The sequence below is a fragment of the Caballeronia sp. LZ028 genome (assembly GCF_031451415.1).
Classification (GTDB): domain Bacteria; phylum Pseudomonadota; class Gammaproteobacteria; order Burkholderiales; family Burkholderiaceae; genus Caballeronia; species Caballeronia zhejiangensis.
Genome location: NZ_JARUXN010000001.1, coordinates 195627 through 211144 on the forward strand (window position 1 = coordinate 195627; position 15518 = coordinate 211144).

Below are 15518 nucleotides of genomic sequence, written 5' to 3' on the forward strand. Positions count from 1 at the left end.
CCGCGCATGTGACCATGCCGCCGACCGCCCCGCCCGCTAGAGCTCAACCCATTGTACTTGAGCGACTCCATGCGAATCCTTCTGATCGAAGACGACCGCCCCATCGCGCGCGGCATTCAAAGCAGCCTCGAACAATCCGGCTTCACGGTCGACATGGTGCACGACGGCATCTTCGCCGAACAGGCGCTCGCGCAGAACCGCCACGAGCTCGTCATTCTCGATCTCGGCCTGCCCGGCATCGACGGCATGACGCTGCTTTCGCGTTTCCGCCAGGGCAATCGTCACACGCCGGTGATCATCCTCACCGCGCGCGATGAACTGCACGACCGCGTGCAAGGCCTGAACAGCGGCGCCGACGACTACATGCTGAAGCCGTTCGAGCCGCAGGAACTCGAAGCGCGTATCCGCGCGGTGATGCGACGCAGCGGCCCGCACGGCGACGTGCCACGCCCCGAAGTGTCGCTCGGCGGCTTGCGCCTGTCGGGCGTCGATCGCCGCATCTTCAACGACGAGCGTCCGCTCGAACTCTCGCCGCGCGAATTCGCCGTGCTCGAAATGCTGTTGCTGCGTCACGGCCGCGTCGTGAGCAAGGCGCAGTTGCAGGATCATCTGACGCACTTCGGCGGCGATCTCGGCGATACGGCCATCGAAGTGTATGTGCATCGCGTGCGCAAGAAACTCGAGAACACGCGCGTGGAAATCGTGACGGTGCGCGGCTTCGGCTATCTGCTTCAGGAGATCCGGCAAGCGGCGTAACGCTTCTGCCGTAAAACGCCTTGCGATTTCCCACTCGCCGCGCGGGCGACCAGCGTTTCGCCCGCGAAGACTGGCTCGATCTGGCGCGGTCGAAAGCCGCCGAGACGCCGGCGCCGCCGAGTCTGCGGCGCACGCTCCTGCGCCGCCTCGCCGCGCCGCTGTCCCTGCTCGCGCTGATGTCCGGCCTCATGGCCTACTGGCTCGCGTGGCAATACACGCAGCACGTCGTCGACCGCTCGCTCGCGGATCTCGCGACGGCCATCTCCAAGCAGATCCAGCTCGCCGGCGTCGATGCGCCCGTCACCGTGCCGCCGCTCGCGCAGGCGATGTTCTCGGATCCCGTCGAGCAACTCATCTACCGCATCAGCACGGGCGATGAGGAAATCGCCGGGGAACCCGATCTGCCGCTCACCGGCACCAACGTGCGGCGCATTCACTACGCGTACGTCTTCGAGACGCACTTCGAGGGCGTCTCCGTGCGCGCGGCGCAAGTGCGCGTGCCGCAGCCGACGGGCAATCCGATCGTCGTCGAAGTGGCGCAACGCGTGGGTTCGCGATATCGGATCGCGGTCGAATTTCTCATCGCGATCATGATGCCACTGCTGTTGCTGCTGCTCGCCGGATGGGTGATCGTGTGGCGGGTCGTGAATCAGCAGTTGAACCCGCTCACCGATCTCGCCGACGCGCTCAATCAGCAGACGCACATCTCGCTCGAACCTGTCGACGAGACTTACGTGCCGAGCGAAATCCGCCCGCTCACGAGCGCGATGAACGGCCTGCTCGTGCGCCTGCAAAGCGCGCTCGATGCGCAACGCAAGTTCATCGCCGACGCCGCGCATCAACTGCGCACGCCGCTGACGGCGGTCAAGCTGCACGCCGAGCAGGCGCTCAGTTCGCGCGATCCCGCGAAGGCCGTCGAAGCGGTGAAGGAGTTGCGCGCATCGGCGGACCGGGCGGTGCGGCTGTCGAATCAATTGCTTTCGCTCGCGCGCGCCGAGCCGGGCGAACAGGCGGCGCGCTTTTCCGATTTCGATCTGGCCGCGCTCGCGTTCGAAACCGGCGCGGAATGGGTGCCGCGCGCCCTCGCCGCACACGTCGATCTCGGTTTTCAGCGCCTCGACGATCCCGAGAACGAACATCCGCTGATCGTGCGCGGCAATGTCGTGCTCGCGCGTGAGGTGCTCGCGAATCTGATCGACAACGCGCTCAAGTACATTCCGCCGTTTCGCATCGAAGGCGCGCGCATCACGATGTCGGTCACGGAATGGAGCGACGCGAACGGCCGGCGCTTCGGCGAAGTCGTCGTGGAAGACAACGGACCAGGCGTGCCGCCGGATCAGCAAGGCGATCTCTTCAAGCGCTTTTTCCGCGGCGACGGGCAAAACGTCGAAGGCGGCGCGGGCCTCGGACTCGCGATCGTTCACGACATCATGGTGCTGCACGGCGGCACCGTGCATTACGAAGATGCGCCCGAAGGCGGCGCGCGCTTCATCGTGCGCATGCCGCTGAAGGAAGACAAACCGGCGGCGGAATAAAAAAGAGCCACGGGTTTCGGTCCGTGGCTCTGTCCGGTCTTAAGCGCGGCTTACTTTTTCTTTTTCGCCTTCTCTTCTTTCAGCGCGAGCATCGTGCCGCGGCATTTCTTCGCGCCGCATCGGCATTCGTATTCTTTCTTGAGCTTCTTGGTGATGCGGCCGTCGATGACGAGACCGTAGTCGTAATTCAGCTCTTCATCCGCCTCGATGTCGCGCAGCGCGTGGATGAACACGCGCCCTTCGACTTCCTCGGCCTCGCAATTCGGCGCGCACGAATGATTGATGTACTTCGCGCTGTTGCCTTCGATCTTGCCGTCGATCACGCGGCCATCGTCGAGTGCGAAGTAGAACGTGTGATTCGGCTCGTCGGGATTGTGCGGATGGCGGCGCAGCGCTTCCTTCCACGAAATGCGCTCGCCCTTGTACTCCATCACCTTCTCGCCGGCGGCGATCGGCTTCACGGCAAACACGCCTTTACCGTGCACGCCGGAGCGGCGAACGGTGACCCTGCGTGAACTCATCGAACGAATCCTTAAATAACGCTTCGCTCCCGCGCGATCGGGGATGAACATCGGGACAAAAAAAACGCGGTGGCTTCGATGCCGCCGCGTTCGCTCGTTGAACGCTCGCGTCCAACACACCGGTATCCTACACTCCCGGCGCGCGTCTGCTCAACCGTCCGGGCGATGCGCGCAACGTTTCAGCGCTGGCCGATTGTGATCTCGCCAAAGAGGTTCTTCTGGTCGCGCGGCTGCGAGCGCCAGTACTGCTGCGGCGCCGTGACGGTCGCGCCGAGCTCGGCGGCGGCGTGCCACGGCCAGCGCGGATCGTAGAGCATCGCGCGCGCCATCGCGACGTAGTCCGCCTTGCCGCTCGCCACGATTTCTTCTGCTTCCTTCGCCTCCGTAATCAGTCCGACGGCGACAGTGTTCACGCCCGTCGCCTCCTTCACGGCCTGCGCGAACGGCACCTGATAGCCCGACGACAACGGAATCTTCTGCAACGGCGAAACGCCGCCCGACGATACATCGACCCAGTCGACGCCGCGCTTCTTCAACTCCGCTGCGAACGCGATCGTGTCTTCGATGCTCCAACCGCCTTCGACCCAGTCGGTCGCCGAAACGCGCACGCCGACGGGTTTGTCGGCCGGGAACGCGGCGCGCACGGCATCGAAGATTTCGAGCGGATAGCGCATGCGGTTTTCGAGCGAGCCGCCGTATTCGTCGGTGCGCTGATTGGCGATCGGCGACAGAAACTGATGCAGCAGATAACCATGCGCGCAATGCACTTCGATGCCGTCGATGCCGAGCCGCGCAGCCCGCTTCGCCGACGCGACGAACGCTTCCTTCACGCGGAGGAGACCGGCGGCGTCGAGCGCGAGCGGCGGCGTTTCTTCGGGCTTATGCGGAACGGACGACGGCGCGTAGGTCATCCACCCGCCATCGGCGACGGAAACCAGCGCTCCCCCTTCCCACGGCTTGCGGCTCGATGCCTTGCGGCCCGCGTGAGACAACTGCATCGTCACCGCGATCTTCGAATACTGGCGGATGGCGGCGAGCACGGGACGCAGCGCGGCTTCGGTGACATCGTCCCAGAGACCGAGATCGCCCGCCGTGATGCGTCCGTCCGGCTCGACGGCCGTCGCCTCGATGAACAGCATGCCCGCGCCCGACAACGCGAGCTGGCCGAGATGGATCATGTGCCATGCCGTGGCCTCGCCGCGCTCGGCGGAGTACTGGCACATCGGCGATACGAAGATGCGGTTCGGAAGTTCGAGACCGCGTAGGGTCGTGGGTGTGAACAACGCGCTCATGGCGGTGACTCGTCGATGGAAATGAAGCGATCGAGAATAGCACCGCCCTTCACGACACGCAGAAACGCCGATGGCTCATACCATCACACGTTCAGCGCGCATCCACGGTGAAGCGATCGAGCCACTCGCCGAACATCGCGCGGGCGGCGCGTTCGAGCTTCGCGCCGTGACGCGCGGTTTCCTCGCGCAACGCGGCGACCGTCGTGCCGCTTTTCGCGACATCGCCCGGATAGGCGACGAGCCAGCTCTCGAAGCGCTCGACGAGCACTTCCGGATGACACTGAAGCGCGAGCACGTGCTCGCCCCAGGTGAACGCCTGATGCGCGCACATATCTGTCGATGCGAGCAGAGTCGCGTCTTTGGGGAGATCGAAGGTATCGCCGTGCCAGTGAAAGACGGGCACGGACGCGCCTTCGGCTTCGAGATGCCGCAGCGCGGACGCGCGTCCCGCGTCGGTCAGCGTGAGCGGCGACCAGCCGAGCTCCAGCTTCCCCGACGGATACACCCGCGCGCCGAGCGCACGCGCGATCAGTTGCGAGCCGAGACAGATGCCGATGGTCGGCAAGCCCGCCGCGATGCGCTTTTCGAGCATCGAAAGCAGCGGCGCGAGATGCGGATAGTGTGCGTCTTCAAAAGCCCCGATCGGACCGCCGAGAACGACGAGCAAGGAAGGATCGAGCGGATTGGGCGCATCGATGCGCCCGCGCCCGACGTCCAGATAGCGCACCGGCAGGCCGCGGTCGCCGAGCACGAGTTCGAGGCTGCCCAGATCTTCGAAATAGACGTGGCGAATCGCCAGGACTTCATGTTTCATCGGCGGCTTTCCGTAGGTCGAGCGCGTGTGGCCCGGAACGAAGTTGTGACGAGCCGCGCCTCGCGGTGAGGCGCGACGGGCACAGTCTAACCGACTCGCCGCGGCCCCACAGCGCCGGATGACGCCGAATGGCTTGTACGCCGTCCGCCCGGATCAGGCGACCTGGGCGAAGACCTTCCAGCTTTTCTTCTGCGTGGCGACGTCGGCTTCTTCGTATACCGAACAGTCGAGACGCAGATCGGTGTCCGCCATGTCGATCTGAAGAAGCGAGCAGTGATGCGGCGTCTTCTTGGGATTCTTGCTCGCTTCGAAGTGCGAGCAGGACAGACACATGCGGTGCGCCGGAATCTGCTGTTGCGATTCGAGCTGACGGATGGTCTTGAGCAGCGTGCGGTAGAACGCAACCTGCTCGTCCTCGCGCAGCGTGCCGACCGCCTTCGCGAGGAAGTCCGGCCATTGCAGCGCCTTCTTCGCGGCCGTGCGGCCACGCGCGGTCAGACGAACCGCGAGCGCGCGGCCATCGTCGAGCGCGCGGCGCTTTTCGACGAGACCCTTGCCTTCGAGCGTGCTCACCGCATCGCTCGTCGTGGCGGCGGTCAACGCCGTTTCACGCGCGATCTCGCCGAGGCGCATCGGCCCCTTGCGCTGCATCAGCAGAACGAGAATTTCACCCTGGGTCGGCGTCAGCCCCGCGCCTTCCGCCCATTCCCATGCCTGGCTGCGCATCGCGGTGCTCAGCCTCAGCAGGCCGTGGGTCACCCGCCCCGTCGCCTGCTCTCCGTAAACGCCTTCACTCATAGTCTTTCGCTTGTTGTTCCGCTTATGTGTTTTGACGGCACGTTCGCGCCGACCGCCGCGAACACCTCGTCCGAAACGCCGTCCGCAGAAGAGTACTCCGAACCCCTTGCGAACTGCACTTCGTTCTCGGTCCCCGCCGTCTCAAAATTCAGGCGTGCCAAGCCAATTAGCGGTGCCTGATTGGGGACATTGCAACCCTCTTCGTTTTGCGCCTTCTTATGGTCCTGCTCGTGGCGCTGTTTTCCTGCCGACTATAACGCTACGCCAGCAAAGTCGCCATTCTAAGCGACCTAGAACAAACGTACACCTTAATTATCCACGCAGAACTGTGGATAACCCGTGGAAAAACGTCTTCTTTGTTTGTGGACGTATTCTTGATAACACTGCCGGCGCGTCGCACGCCCTTCGGTTGTCCAGAATTTCGTATCGCGACGAGCGCATGATCCACATGGTTATCATCGCGCTAGCACGTTGACTCTGAACCTCTTTTTGACGTTTTCCACAGCGACGCACCGGCCTTGTTAACTACTATTACGGATGTATACGGATTCTTCGAAGTAAACCTTAGCGACGTCGAATCGGTTCTTTTTCAAACGTTGCCGTGAGCGCGTTATTCCCGTTGCTCGTCAAGCACATGTTTCATTCGGCTCAAAAACAAAGGCCGCTTCGGAATAGTTCGAAGCGGCCTTTCGTCATGATTCGCTGAATTGCATCAGCGTAAGCGTAAGCGCTGCGTTATCGACGCCATTGCAGACATTGCTGTCTGACTGCCTCGTGCAGCGACTTCTCCTTGTCGACCACGCCGCGCAGCCACGTCGCGTCGTTCACGCCGCGCGCGATGTCCGCGACTTCCGCGAGCGCGGCCTGCGAGCCGAGCGCTTCGGCGTGCGGCGCGAGCACGTCGAGCGTTGCCAGAATGTCCTCGCCGATGGTCTGCCGCTCGCCCGTCTGCGGATGGATGCAGGTGCCTTCCAGCCCGAAGCGGCACGCCTCGAAACGGTTGAACGTGTAGACCAGATAGTCGTCCTCCCGCGGCGTCAGCGGCTTGTCCAGCAGCAGATAGCGCGAGAGCGTCTGGATGTAGCAGGCGATCGCCGCGGCACGGTCGACGGACAGCGGCGTGTCCATCACGCGCACTTCGATCGTGCCGAAGCCGGGCTTCGGCCGGATGTCCCAGTAGAAGTCCTTCATGCTATTGACGACGCCCGTGTTGACCATCTTCGAGAAATATTCCTCGAAGCCGTCCCAGGTCAGCACGAAGGGCGCGCGTCCCGACAGCGGAAAAGCGAATACCGAGTTCAGACGCGCCGAGTGAAAGCCCGTATCGACGCCCTGAATGTAAGGCGACGACGCCGAAAGCGCGATGAAATGCGGGATGTAGCGCGACATCGCATGCAGCAGGAAGAGCGCGCTGTTCGGATCGGGACAGCCGATATGTACGTGCTGCCCGAACACCGTGAACTGTTTGGCAAGGTATCCGTACAGCTCGGAAATGTACTGAAAGCGCGGCGCGTCATAGATCTGGCGATCGCTCCATTGCTGGAACGCATGCGTGCCGCCGCCCGCAAGCCCGACGTTCAGCTGGTCCGCCGCGGCGACGAGCACGTCGCGGATCTTGCGCAGATCGGTCACGGCCTGCTCGTGCGTCGTGCAGATGCCGGTCGACAGCTCGATCATGCTTTCGGTTATTTCGGGCGTGATGTTGCCCGGAATCTTTTCGTCCTTGATGAGACGCATGAGGTCCGACGCGGCGCGCGTCAGATCGTAGTCATGCGTGTTGACGACCTGGATCTCCAGCTCGACGCCGAACGTGAACGGTTCGGAGTTGATGAAAGGTTCGAGTGCCATGGCGCCTCTTGAATGAACAATGCTTGAAGAGTACGGGCGCTTACTCGCGCCGCTCGCCCACCGCCGACAGGCTACGGTACACGACGAAAGGCGAGACGATCTGCAACACGACGATCGAGCACATGACGATCGCGCGCAGCGTCGGGTCGTAGTCCGGATAGAGCACGTACATGTCGTCGACGAGCAGATACGCGAGCGCGGACATCGGCGTGAGCGCGACGCCGAGCGCTGCGCCCTGCTTCCAGTTGAGGCCGCTCGGTTTCGCGAAAATCAGCACGCCGACCAGCTTGCCGACGAAACGCGCAACGATCAGCCCGACCGCCGCAACGCCGCCGAGCGCGATGTCGCGCCAGTGAAACGATGTCAGCGTCAGCGCGAACAGGATCACGGTGAGCAGCCATCCGGCGGAACCGAAATGCGACGGCCACAGTTGCGGGCGTTCATCGGCGTTCTTCACGATGATGCCCGCGGCGAGCAGCGCGAGAATCGTCGACAGCTTGAAGATGTGCGCGATCGCGATCGCCAGCAGCACGAGCCCGAAGAGCGCGACGAACGAATGCTCGTCGTTCGCGGGCAGGCGCCGCACGAGCATGTTGCACGCGCGCGCGAGCAGGAACGCGAGCACGAGCGAACCGATCAGCAGATAAAGCGGCTGCAGGATCGTCGCAAACGCATTGCCGTAGATTTCCTGATGCAGCACGCCGGCCGCGAGCTTCTCGACGACCACCGCGTACATGCTGTTCAGCGCCGTCAGCGTCAGGAGGCGCTGCGTGACCTGGCCTTCCGCGCGCAATTCGGTCTTCAACTGGATGACCATCGCGGGCGACGTGGCCATCGCGATGGATGCGATCACGACCGAAGGCATCGTCGGCACGTTGAGGAGCGTCAGCGCGATCAGCACGAGGCCGAACGTGAGCGTCGATTCGGCGATGCTCGACAGAATCAGATACGGATTGCGGCGAATCCAGCGCAAGTCGAGCCGTCCGCCCAGTTCGAAGAGCAAGAGCCCGAGCGCGACATCGAGCAGCGGCCGCGACAGTCCGCCCGCGCTCGCGTCGATGACGCCGAGGCCCGCGTTGCCGGCAATCAGCCCGATCACCGCGAAACCGGTGATGCGCGGCAAGCGCCACGCGCGCCACAGCAACTCGCCGGCGAGGCCCGCCGTGACGAGCGCGAGGCCGGCCCAGAGAATCGCGTCGGGTTCGAGCGGCCAGGCGGGCAAAAATGAAAATGCCGAATTCATCGTATGGGATTCTCCTTCGGTGCTGCAGCAGAGCGTGCACGTTCCGTTGCGTGACTCGCATCGGCGGCGCGCGCTCGCGGACGAGGCGCATCCGCCCGGCTACGCGAGCGTTGGTTCATTCAGGCGAATCGAAATGCGAACGAACACGGCGTCACGGCGGAACCGTGCACGAATTAGACGACGCGTCCGGCTGACCACGAGACGCCTTGCATGCCCTCAATGTCGCACCGGACATCTCCGATCCGTGTGACATGAGTGGCGCATGCGGCGCCCGCTCGGATGCCGGGCCGAACGCAGCAAACGACGGTTGCGGCTTCGTTGATCAGATTCTTGGCTCGCAACCATCGTTCCATTGAAGCGGACGCCATCTTGGAGAGGGCGCAACGCAGGAAGAAGCGCGATTGTGCCATACCTCGCGTCGCCCGGCAGAAAGTCCAAGCTCATGATTCTTATGAAGTAAAAGCGACTGCCAGGCTCGAACGCGAATGGCAAACCTGACCGGCTACCGGCTTGCCCGTCGATCGGACTTCCACGTTTACGGCCGGCCGATGAACTCGCCGTCAGGTGTTTACAGGTTTACTGTATATAAACGTAGTAGTGGTTAACAAAGCAACGCCTTTTCTGTGGATAACATGGGTTTTGTCTTTTCATTCAATCATTTGGAGAAAGCAGAAGCGGGCCGTAAACATGTTGGCGCCGCGCGGTGAACGCGGAACAACTTTTGGCCGCGTAAACCGGACGCCTCAGTTGTCCCGTTTACGTGCACAACGCGTTCACACGACTTTCACACGCAATTCGACGGCTTATCCACAACTTGCCGGGGATATCTCGCCGTGCCTCAACGCCTTTAGCAAAAAGCGGGCTGGATCGATGGCTTCGGCCAGTTCGCGCTCGATGGGCCAGGGTTCACCTTCGACGAGCGAAGCGATCAGCTCGGCCGCGAGCGTCGCCCAGACGAGTCCGCGCGAGCCGAACGCAAACGCGCCATAGAGACCCGGGATGCGCGGCAGATCGAGCGGCCACGCGCCCGACAGTTCACGCGCATCGCGGCGCGCGGCGTGTTCGTCGGCGAGCTGGCCGATCATCGGCATGCGGTCGCTCGTCACGCAGCGAAACGCGACGCGACCCGCGCGTACTGTGCCCGGCATCAGCGCGAGGTCCGGCAACATGCCCGCCACGCGCCCGATGTTCTCCCGATGTCCGGCCTCGCGGATCGCGCGATCGGGATCGTCGATGTCATACGTCGCGCCGACGAGCGTGCCGCCCGCGCCGAGCGGCACCGCGTAGCCTTCGCCGATCACCGGCATGCGCAGAGGATCGAGCGCGCAGCTATCGAGCACGGTGAGTTGGCCGCGCACGCTGCGCGTCGGTTCGCGGTACAGGCCAGCGAGCCGCGCCGCATCGTGCGCGTTCGCAAGCACGATGACCGGCGCGCTCGCGATCTCACCGCCGCTCGCGTCGAACGCGCGCCAGATGCGGCCATCGTGTTCGATGCGCGTCACTTCGGTATTCATGCGCGCCGTGATCCGCGCCGAAGCGTCATCGATTTGCGCCGCGCACACGGCCGCGGGCGAGATCGCACCGCCGCGTGGAAAGAACCAGCCGCCGCGCGCGACATCGACGCCCGCGATGCGCGATGCATCCGCGCGCGTCATAGCCTGCACGTAGTCGGATGGATACGCGAATCGCGCGATGGTGGCGGCGAGCGCATCGGCGTCGTCGGCCGTATCGGCGATCTGAAGCAGACCCGCGCCGCTGCGATGCAACTCGTGATTCGCGTCTTCCAGCGCGCGCCATCGGCGTAACGCGTAGAGAAATGCCGCGCGCGTGAGGCGTGCGGCGACGCTGTCGTCGCGCCAGACGATCGGATGAAACACGCCCGCCGGATTGCCCGATGCATCGCGCGCGGAGACCGCATGACGATCGATCAGCGTGATGTGCCAGCCGCGCGCGGCGAGCCGCGAACTCACCGCGCAGCCCGCGAGCCCCGCGCCGATGACGATGGCTTCGCGCGCGCTCGCGTCGCAACGCAGCGGCGGTTCATGACGACGCACACGCCAGCGCGGTGCGAAGCGCGCAACGAGCGGCGCATCCGTTGCGTCGGGCGAGCAGTCGAAACCCGACGATGCCAGCGCGCGCCGCAACGTCGGACGATGCGCCGGAGAGGCGTTCGCGCAAACCGTCGCGCCGTCGCCGGCAAAGCGCGCGAGCGTCTTGCACAGCTTGCGCGGATCGTCCGGCGCATCGAGATGAAACGCGTCGGCGCGCAGCCAGAGTTTCGCGAGCATCTCGTGGACGGCATCGCCGATGGCGAGCGTCAGCACGACGCGCCCATCATCGAACTCGAGGCGATGCACGCCCGGCACGCGCACCGGCCAGGCGCGCGCGAGTTCGGCGGCGAGCGGCGATGGATCGTCGGCCGAAGGCGGTTCGTTCAGCGCATTCGGCTGCGCGATAGCGACGACATGCAGCCGCTCGCAATGCGCTTCGTCGTCGCGCCAGCGTTGCCAGAGCGGAAGGAAGGCGCTGAACGTCGTATCGACGAAAGTGAAGATGCGTTCATGCCGCCAGCGCACGGGCAGATCGTGCGGCGCGAAAAGCAGGGATTCGGTCATGCGAAAGATTGGGAAACATCAAGCCGAAGATGACTTGGCGATGGCCGGCGCCATGCCGTTCGCGGCGTCTTCGATCATCAGCGGTTCGAGCGCGTAGCCCGCCGCGCGCCATGCTTCGAGGCCGCCGAGCAGCGGCGCGACATCGGTGAAGCCGTGCGCCGTCAGCTCTTTGGCGGCGAGCGCGGCCGATACTTCGCTCGGGCAATCGCAGTAGGTCACGAGCTTGCGATCGCGCGATATGCCGGCGAGTTGCGATGCGGCGTCGTCGTGCAAGAGCAGCGCGCCGGGAATCGCGAACGGATCCATCGCGCGACGTTCGCGTCGGCGCACGTCGATGACGAGCGGCGGCGGCTCGCCTTCTAGCAGCGTGCGGAGCATTGCTATATCGATGCGCGCCATGCGCAGCCTGCGCAACAGCGACACGCGCTGCCACCAGCGCACGGCGAGATAAAGCGCGAGCGCGATGACCGCGATCGCGATCACGCCGCGTCCGAACAGGTCGAGCCAGGCGAGCACGCTATCGACGAGATCGGCGAACATCGCGCCGAACGCGACGCCGATGCCGGACCACAAGAGCGCGCCGAGCGCGTCATAGAGAAGGAAGCTGCCGATGCCGATACCGGTCGCGCCCGCGACGGGAATAGCCAACGTCGACAAGCCGGGGATGAACTTCGAGACCGCGAGAATGCGTACGCCGAAGCGGCCGAAGAAGTCGAGGCTGCGGTTCACGCAGGTATCGCGCGAGATCGAAAGCTTGCACATGAAGGCGAGCACGCGGCTGCCGTAGCGGCGCCCGAGCCAGAACCAGAGCGCATCGCCGATGAGCGCCGCGATGCTGGCCGTGGCCACGATGGCCGCGAGCGCCTCCCACACCGCCGATGGAAAGCTCGTTGCAAGCCCCGAACCCGACGCCGAAGCGAAGCTCGCGGAGACCGCGATCGCTCCCGTCAAAACCAATGTGGGCAAGGCTGGGAGCGGCAAGCCGAGGCACTCGAGCAGAACGTTGGCAAAAACCAACGGCAGGCCGTATTCGATGATCAGCTCGCGTAGCATGGTTCGCGCCCTGGTGTTCTACGCCCAAAAAAGCGGCCGGGAGCCTCAAAAATATAAGGGTAAATCTTTGAAACCCTTATCCTGATTGGGTTTGCGCTGCGCTATCATACCAAGCGCCGCGTATAGAGGCGGCGCGAAGGCGACGAAGTGAAGCAATGCCGGTGAGATGCCGCGCAAGAACGCCGAATCGTCGGGGAGGCACGCCAGAAGGCCGTCCCTACTCGACTGCACGGTTTGCGCACGTATAATCGGCGCGTTCGCGCTGTTCGTGTCAACCTAAACTGATAAAGGAACCTTAATGAACAAACAGGAACTGATCGACGCCGTAGCCGCGCAGACCGGCGCCAGCAAGGCTCAAACCGGCGAAACGCTGGACACGTTGCTCGAAGTGATCAAGAAGGCTGTCTCGAAAGGTGACGCAGTGCAGTTGATCGGCTTCGGCAGCTTCGGCTCGGGAAAGCGCGCAGCGCGCACCGGCCGCAATCCGAAGACCGGCGAGTCCATCAAGATTCCGGCCGCGAAGACGGTCAAGTTTACGGCTGGCAAGGCATTCAAGGACGCAGTGAACAAGCGGTAAGCATCTTGCCGATTGTGCGGCTACTCGAAGTAGCCAGATGTACATGACCCGCCCTTCGGCGGGTTTTTTTTCGTCCGGCATCAATGCCGATGATCGTCGCAATCGCAGTCGGGACCGTGGTCGTGGTCGCGCTCATGATCGTGGTCCTCGACTTCCCACGCGGGGAACGGATCGGCGAAGCTTCGCCAGGCGTCGGGACCGCGCGCCCATTCGTCGTCGGTGAGCAGACATGCGTCGAAGCGGTCTTGCCAGACGGCAGGATCGAGATTCAATCCGATCAGTACCAGCTCCTGCCGGCGATCGCCGATGCTGTTGTCATCCGGATCGCCATACCATTCCGCGACGATTTCGGCTTCGAGCTCGGGATCGTCAGTCGGCCATTCGCTGCGATCCTGCGCGGCCCACCATAGTCCCGCCGGTCCATGCCGGACCGTTCCGCCCGCTTGCGACAGCGAGCCGCCTACATCGCTTCGCGTCGCGAGCCAGAAGAAGCCCTTCGCGCGCAGCACGTCGGGCCATTCCTGATGCAACAGATTCCACAGACGCTCGGGATGAAACGGCCGGCGCGCGCGATACACGAAATGGCCCACGCCGAACGCATCGGGTTCGTCGGCCGACGGATGTTCGCCGTTCAGGATCGCGAGCCAGCCGGGCGCGCTCGCGGTCGCATCGAAATCGAAACGGCCGGTGTTCAGCACGTCGCCGATGGGAACGTCGCCCGATTGCGCCCGGACCTGGAGCGCGCGCGGATTGAGACCATGCAGGATGCGCGCGACCTTTTCGATTTCATCCGCGCTGGCGAGATCGATCTTGTTGATGACGATGACATCGCAGAATTCGATCTGTTCGATGAGCGTCTCGACGACCGTCCGATCGTCTTCGTCGTCATGGCTTTCCGGCGACAGACCGCGCTCGGCGAGCGAATCCGCGGACGCGTAATCGCGCAGGAAACTCGCGGCATCGATCACGGTGACGAATGTGTCGAGATGCGCGTGGCCCGCGAGCGTCGCGTCGTCGTCGTCGCCGAACGCGAGATGCTCGGCGATGGTCATCGGCTCGGCGATGCCCGACGTTTCGACGACGATCGCATCGAAGCGCTGCTGCTCCGCGATCCAGCTGATCGCGCTTTCGAGCGCTTGCATCGACCGGCTGCCGAGTGTCAGAAGCAGGCAGCCGTTGGGCAGTTCGGTGGTTTCGCGATCGGCGCCGGAAGCGGCTTTGCTGCACGTCACGGCGCCGATGCGCACGCCTGCGGCGTTCGCGAGCAAGGCATCGACGAGCGTGGTCTTACCCGCGCCGGTGAATCCCGATAGCACGGTAATGGGCAATGGCATCTGATTCATCGCAATGGAGCGTGACAGGGAACGGAGCGCACGAGCGCGAACCCGCGCTGCCGGTCGGGCGGCGCGGGCGATCGAATAGGGGATTTTGCATCAAATGCACGCCGTGCGCGGCGCACATGCGGAAAAGCGCGGGCGAAGGTCAGCGCGTAGCCTGAAGCAGCTTCCAGCGACGCAGGATCTCGATGATCTGCGCCGAGTACTTGTCGCGCAGCGCAGGTGTTTCGGAATGGTAAGCACCGACCGCCTGCCACGAATTGCCATACTTGTTCATCTTCTGACGCAGATGCCACGCGGCCACATAGACGCTCTTGCACGGCTCCATCAGCGTGCCGCTCGAGATGCCGTACTGGGCGAGCGTGTTGAGATGGATCGAGTTGATCTGCATCAGCCCGTAATCGGTCGAACCATTGGCGTTCTTGTTGATGGCGTCGGGCTTGTTGTGCGATTCCTGCCACGCGATCGCGCGCAGGATGAGCGGATTGACCTTCTGATACTTCGCCGCTTCGTCGAAGCAGTCTGCGTGCGCGGCCGCGGCCGCCATGAGCGGCCCGCATATCGCCAGTGATCGCAATATTCTCTTCATCTTCCTTCTGCTCCATCCGCGCACGCGGAACGTCATGCCGCCGTTGCGGCGCCTTGGCGCCAACGCCAACAAATCAACGTCCGCGGCCGGGCGTGCATGGGGAAAACCCACCCTTTCTGTAACCGCCCGGAATGCGGAACCGACCGTATCATACCGGCTGACGAATCCGCCCAAAAGTTGGCTATCAGACATACGCCCGTTTCGCGCTCCGAAACCCGCATGCGCGCGAGGCGCACCGGCTTATTGATCGGACTTGTTCTAAATGTCTGAATAATAAGACTTCTGGACGTTGTACAATTCGGCTCCCGCGTACATCGGCCGAGTCTCGGAATCGTTCAGATACGGTCTATCGGCAAGTTATTCGAAAGCTTGAGAGCGCTGGATTTTGTATCGCACGTGGCAGCCTAGGGCAACGTGATCCGGAACGAATTGGCACAATTCCGTTACACAAAGCTGCTATCGTCATATTTTTTAAAATAACCGCGAGGGGTCGGGCCCGCCCGTTCCACACCGCGGTTGGCGGCGCTCTCGGCTGACGAG

General features: G+C 63.6%; 13 protein-coding genes. 3 read left to right on the plus strand and 10 right to left on the minus strand.

Features of this window, described 5'->3' with window-relative positions; translation table 11 throughout:
* The first annotated feature begins 69 nt into the window (after positions 1–69).
* Both QCE58_RS00935 and QCE58_RS00940 read left to right on the plus strand, forming a co-directional pair.
* On the plus strand, positions 70–756 hold the full coding sequence (locus tag QCE58_RS00935; RefSeq protein WP_008352418.1) for a response regulator transcription factor: 687 nt from the start codon (positions 70–72) through the stop codon (positions 754–756).
* Between the two features lie 80 nt (positions 757–836).
* Complete coding sequence (locus QCE58_RS00940; RefSeq protein WP_175979872.1) at positions 837–2291, plus strand: sensor histidine kinase; 1455 nt, start codon at positions 837–839, stop codon at positions 2289–2291.
* 50 nt (positions 2292–2341) lie between these two features.
* On the opposite strand, the gene QCE58_RS00945 is transcribed toward QCE58_RS00940, so the two are convergent.
* The 8 genes from QCE58_RS00945 to QCE58_RS00980 form a co-directional block, all read right to left on the minus strand.
* Positions 2342–2863: an SET domain-containing protein gene (locus tag QCE58_RS00945; RefSeq protein WP_075583516.1), complete on the minus strand. Its 522-nt coding sequence runs from the start codon at positions 2861–2863 to the stop codon at positions 2342–2344.
* A gap of 128 nt (positions 2864–2991) precedes the next feature.
* A complete protein-coding gene (locus tag QCE58_RS00950) occupies positions 2992–4104 on the minus strand; it encodes an NADH:flavin oxidoreductase/NADH oxidase (RefSeq protein ID WP_250481406.1) in 1113 nt (370 codons plus the stop codon).
* Between the two features lie 91 nt (positions 4105–4195).
* Positions 4196–4918: a glutamine amidotransferase gene (locus tag QCE58_RS00955; RefSeq protein ID WP_239294375.1), complete on the minus strand. Its 723-nt coding sequence runs from the start codon at positions 4916–4918 to the stop codon at positions 4196–4198.
* 153 nt (positions 4919–5071) lie between these two features.
* Positions 5072–5716, minus strand: a complete 645-nt coding sequence (locus tag QCE58_RS00960) for a MarR family winged helix-turn-helix transcriptional regulator (RefSeq protein ID WP_008352413.1) — start codon at positions 5714–5716, stop codon at positions 5072–5074.
* A gap of 735 nt (positions 5717–6451) precedes the next feature.
* Entirely contained in the window at positions 6452–7564 is a 1113-nt protein-coding gene (locus QCE58_RS00965) for a YbdK family carboxylate-amine ligase (protein WP_008352412.1), read from the minus strand.
* A gap of 40 nt (positions 7565–7604) precedes the next feature.
* Positions 7605–8807: a cation:proton antiporter gene (locus tag QCE58_RS00970; protein WP_008352411.1), complete on the minus strand. Its 1203-nt coding sequence runs from the start codon at positions 8805–8807 to the stop codon at positions 7605–7607.
* Between the two features lie 803 nt (positions 8808–9610).
* The gene (mnmC, locus tag QCE58_RS00975) at positions 9611–11422 is read right to left on the minus strand and encodes a bifunctional tRNA (5-methylaminomethyl-2-thiouridine)(34)-methyltransferase MnmD/FAD-dependent 5-carboxymethylaminomethyl-2-thiouridine(34) oxidoreductase MnmC (protein WP_250481407.1); all 1812 of its coding nucleotides are present in this window, start codon (positions 11420–11422) and stop codon (positions 9611–9613) included.
* Between the two features lie 18 nt (positions 11423–11440).
* On the minus strand, positions 11441–12475 hold the full coding sequence (locus QCE58_RS00980) for a VTT domain-containing protein (RefSeq protein ID WP_008352407.1): 1035 nt from the start codon (positions 12473–12475) through the stop codon (positions 11441–11443).
* Between the two features lie 298 nt (positions 12476–12773).
* Here QCE58_RS00980 and QCE58_RS00985 point away from each other — a divergent pair, with 298 nt between their 5' ends.
* A complete protein-coding gene (locus QCE58_RS00985; RefSeq protein WP_008352404.1) occupies positions 12774–13052 on the plus strand; it encodes an HU family DNA-binding protein in 279 nt (92 codons plus the stop codon).
* Positions 13053–13132: 80 nt separating this feature from the next.
* Here QCE58_RS00985 and QCE58_RS00990 read toward each other — a convergent pair whose 3' ends face one another.
* Both QCE58_RS00990 and QCE58_RS00995 read right to left on the minus strand, forming a co-directional pair.
* Positions 13133–14395, minus strand: a complete 1263-nt coding sequence (locus QCE58_RS00990; RefSeq protein ID WP_250520863.1) for a GTP-binding protein — start codon at positions 14393–14395, stop codon at positions 13133–13135.
* Positions 14396–14534: 139 nt separating this feature from the next.
* Positions 14535–14978 (minus strand): lytic transglycosylase domain-containing protein, encoded by a 444-nt coding sequence (locus QCE58_RS00995; RefSeq protein WP_033536472.1) that lies wholly within the window; start codon positions 14976–14978, stop codon positions 14535–14537.
* Between the last annotated feature and the right edge of the window lie 540 nt (positions 14979–15518).

Coding starts and splice junctions, on each gene's coding strand:
- QCE58_RS00955 (WP_239294375.1), bottom strand. CDS start 4,918: ATGAAACATGAAGTCCTGGCGATTCGCCACGTCTATTTCGAAGATCTG.
- QCE58_RS00965 (WP_008352412.1), bottom strand. CDS start 7,564: ATGGCACTCGAACCTTTCATCAACTCCGAACCGTTCACGTTCGGCGTC.
- QCE58_RS00990 (WP_250520863.1), bottom strand. CDS start 14,395: ATGAATCAGATGCCATTGCCCATTACCGTGCTATCGGGATTCACCGGC.
- QCE58_RS00950 (WP_250481406.1), bottom strand. CDS start 4,104: ATGAGCGCGTTGTTCACACCCACGACCCTACGCGGTCTCGAACTTCCG.
- QCE58_RS00985 (WP_008352404.1), top strand. CDS start 12,774: ATGAACAAACAGGAACTGATCGACGCCGTAGCCGCGCAGACCGGCGCC.
- QCE58_RS00960 (WP_008352413.1), bottom strand. CDS start 5,716: ATGAGTGAAGGCGTTTACGGAGAGCAGGCGACGGGGCGGGTGACCCAC.
- QCE58_RS00995 (WP_033536472.1), bottom strand. CDS start 14,978: ATGAAGAGAATATTGCGATCACTGGCGATATGCGGGCCGCTCATGGCG.
- mnmC (WP_250481407.1), bottom strand. CDS start 11,422: ATGACCGAATCCCTGCTTTTCGCGCCGCACGATCTGCCCGTGCGCTGG.
- QCE58_RS00935 (WP_008352418.1), top strand. CDS start 70: ATGCGAATCCTTCTGATCGAAGACGACCGCCCCATCGCGCGCGGCATT.
- QCE58_RS00945 (WP_075583516.1), bottom strand. CDS start 2,863: ATGTTCATCCCCGATCGCGCGGGAGCGAAGCGTTATTTAAGGATTCGT.
- QCE58_RS00970 (WP_008352411.1), bottom strand. CDS start 8,807: ATGAATTCGGCATTTTCATTTTTGCCCGCCTGGCCGCTCGAACCCGAC.
- QCE58_RS00980 (WP_008352407.1), bottom strand. CDS start 12,475: ATGCTACGCGAGCTGATCATCGAATACGGCCTGCCGTTGGTTTTTGCC.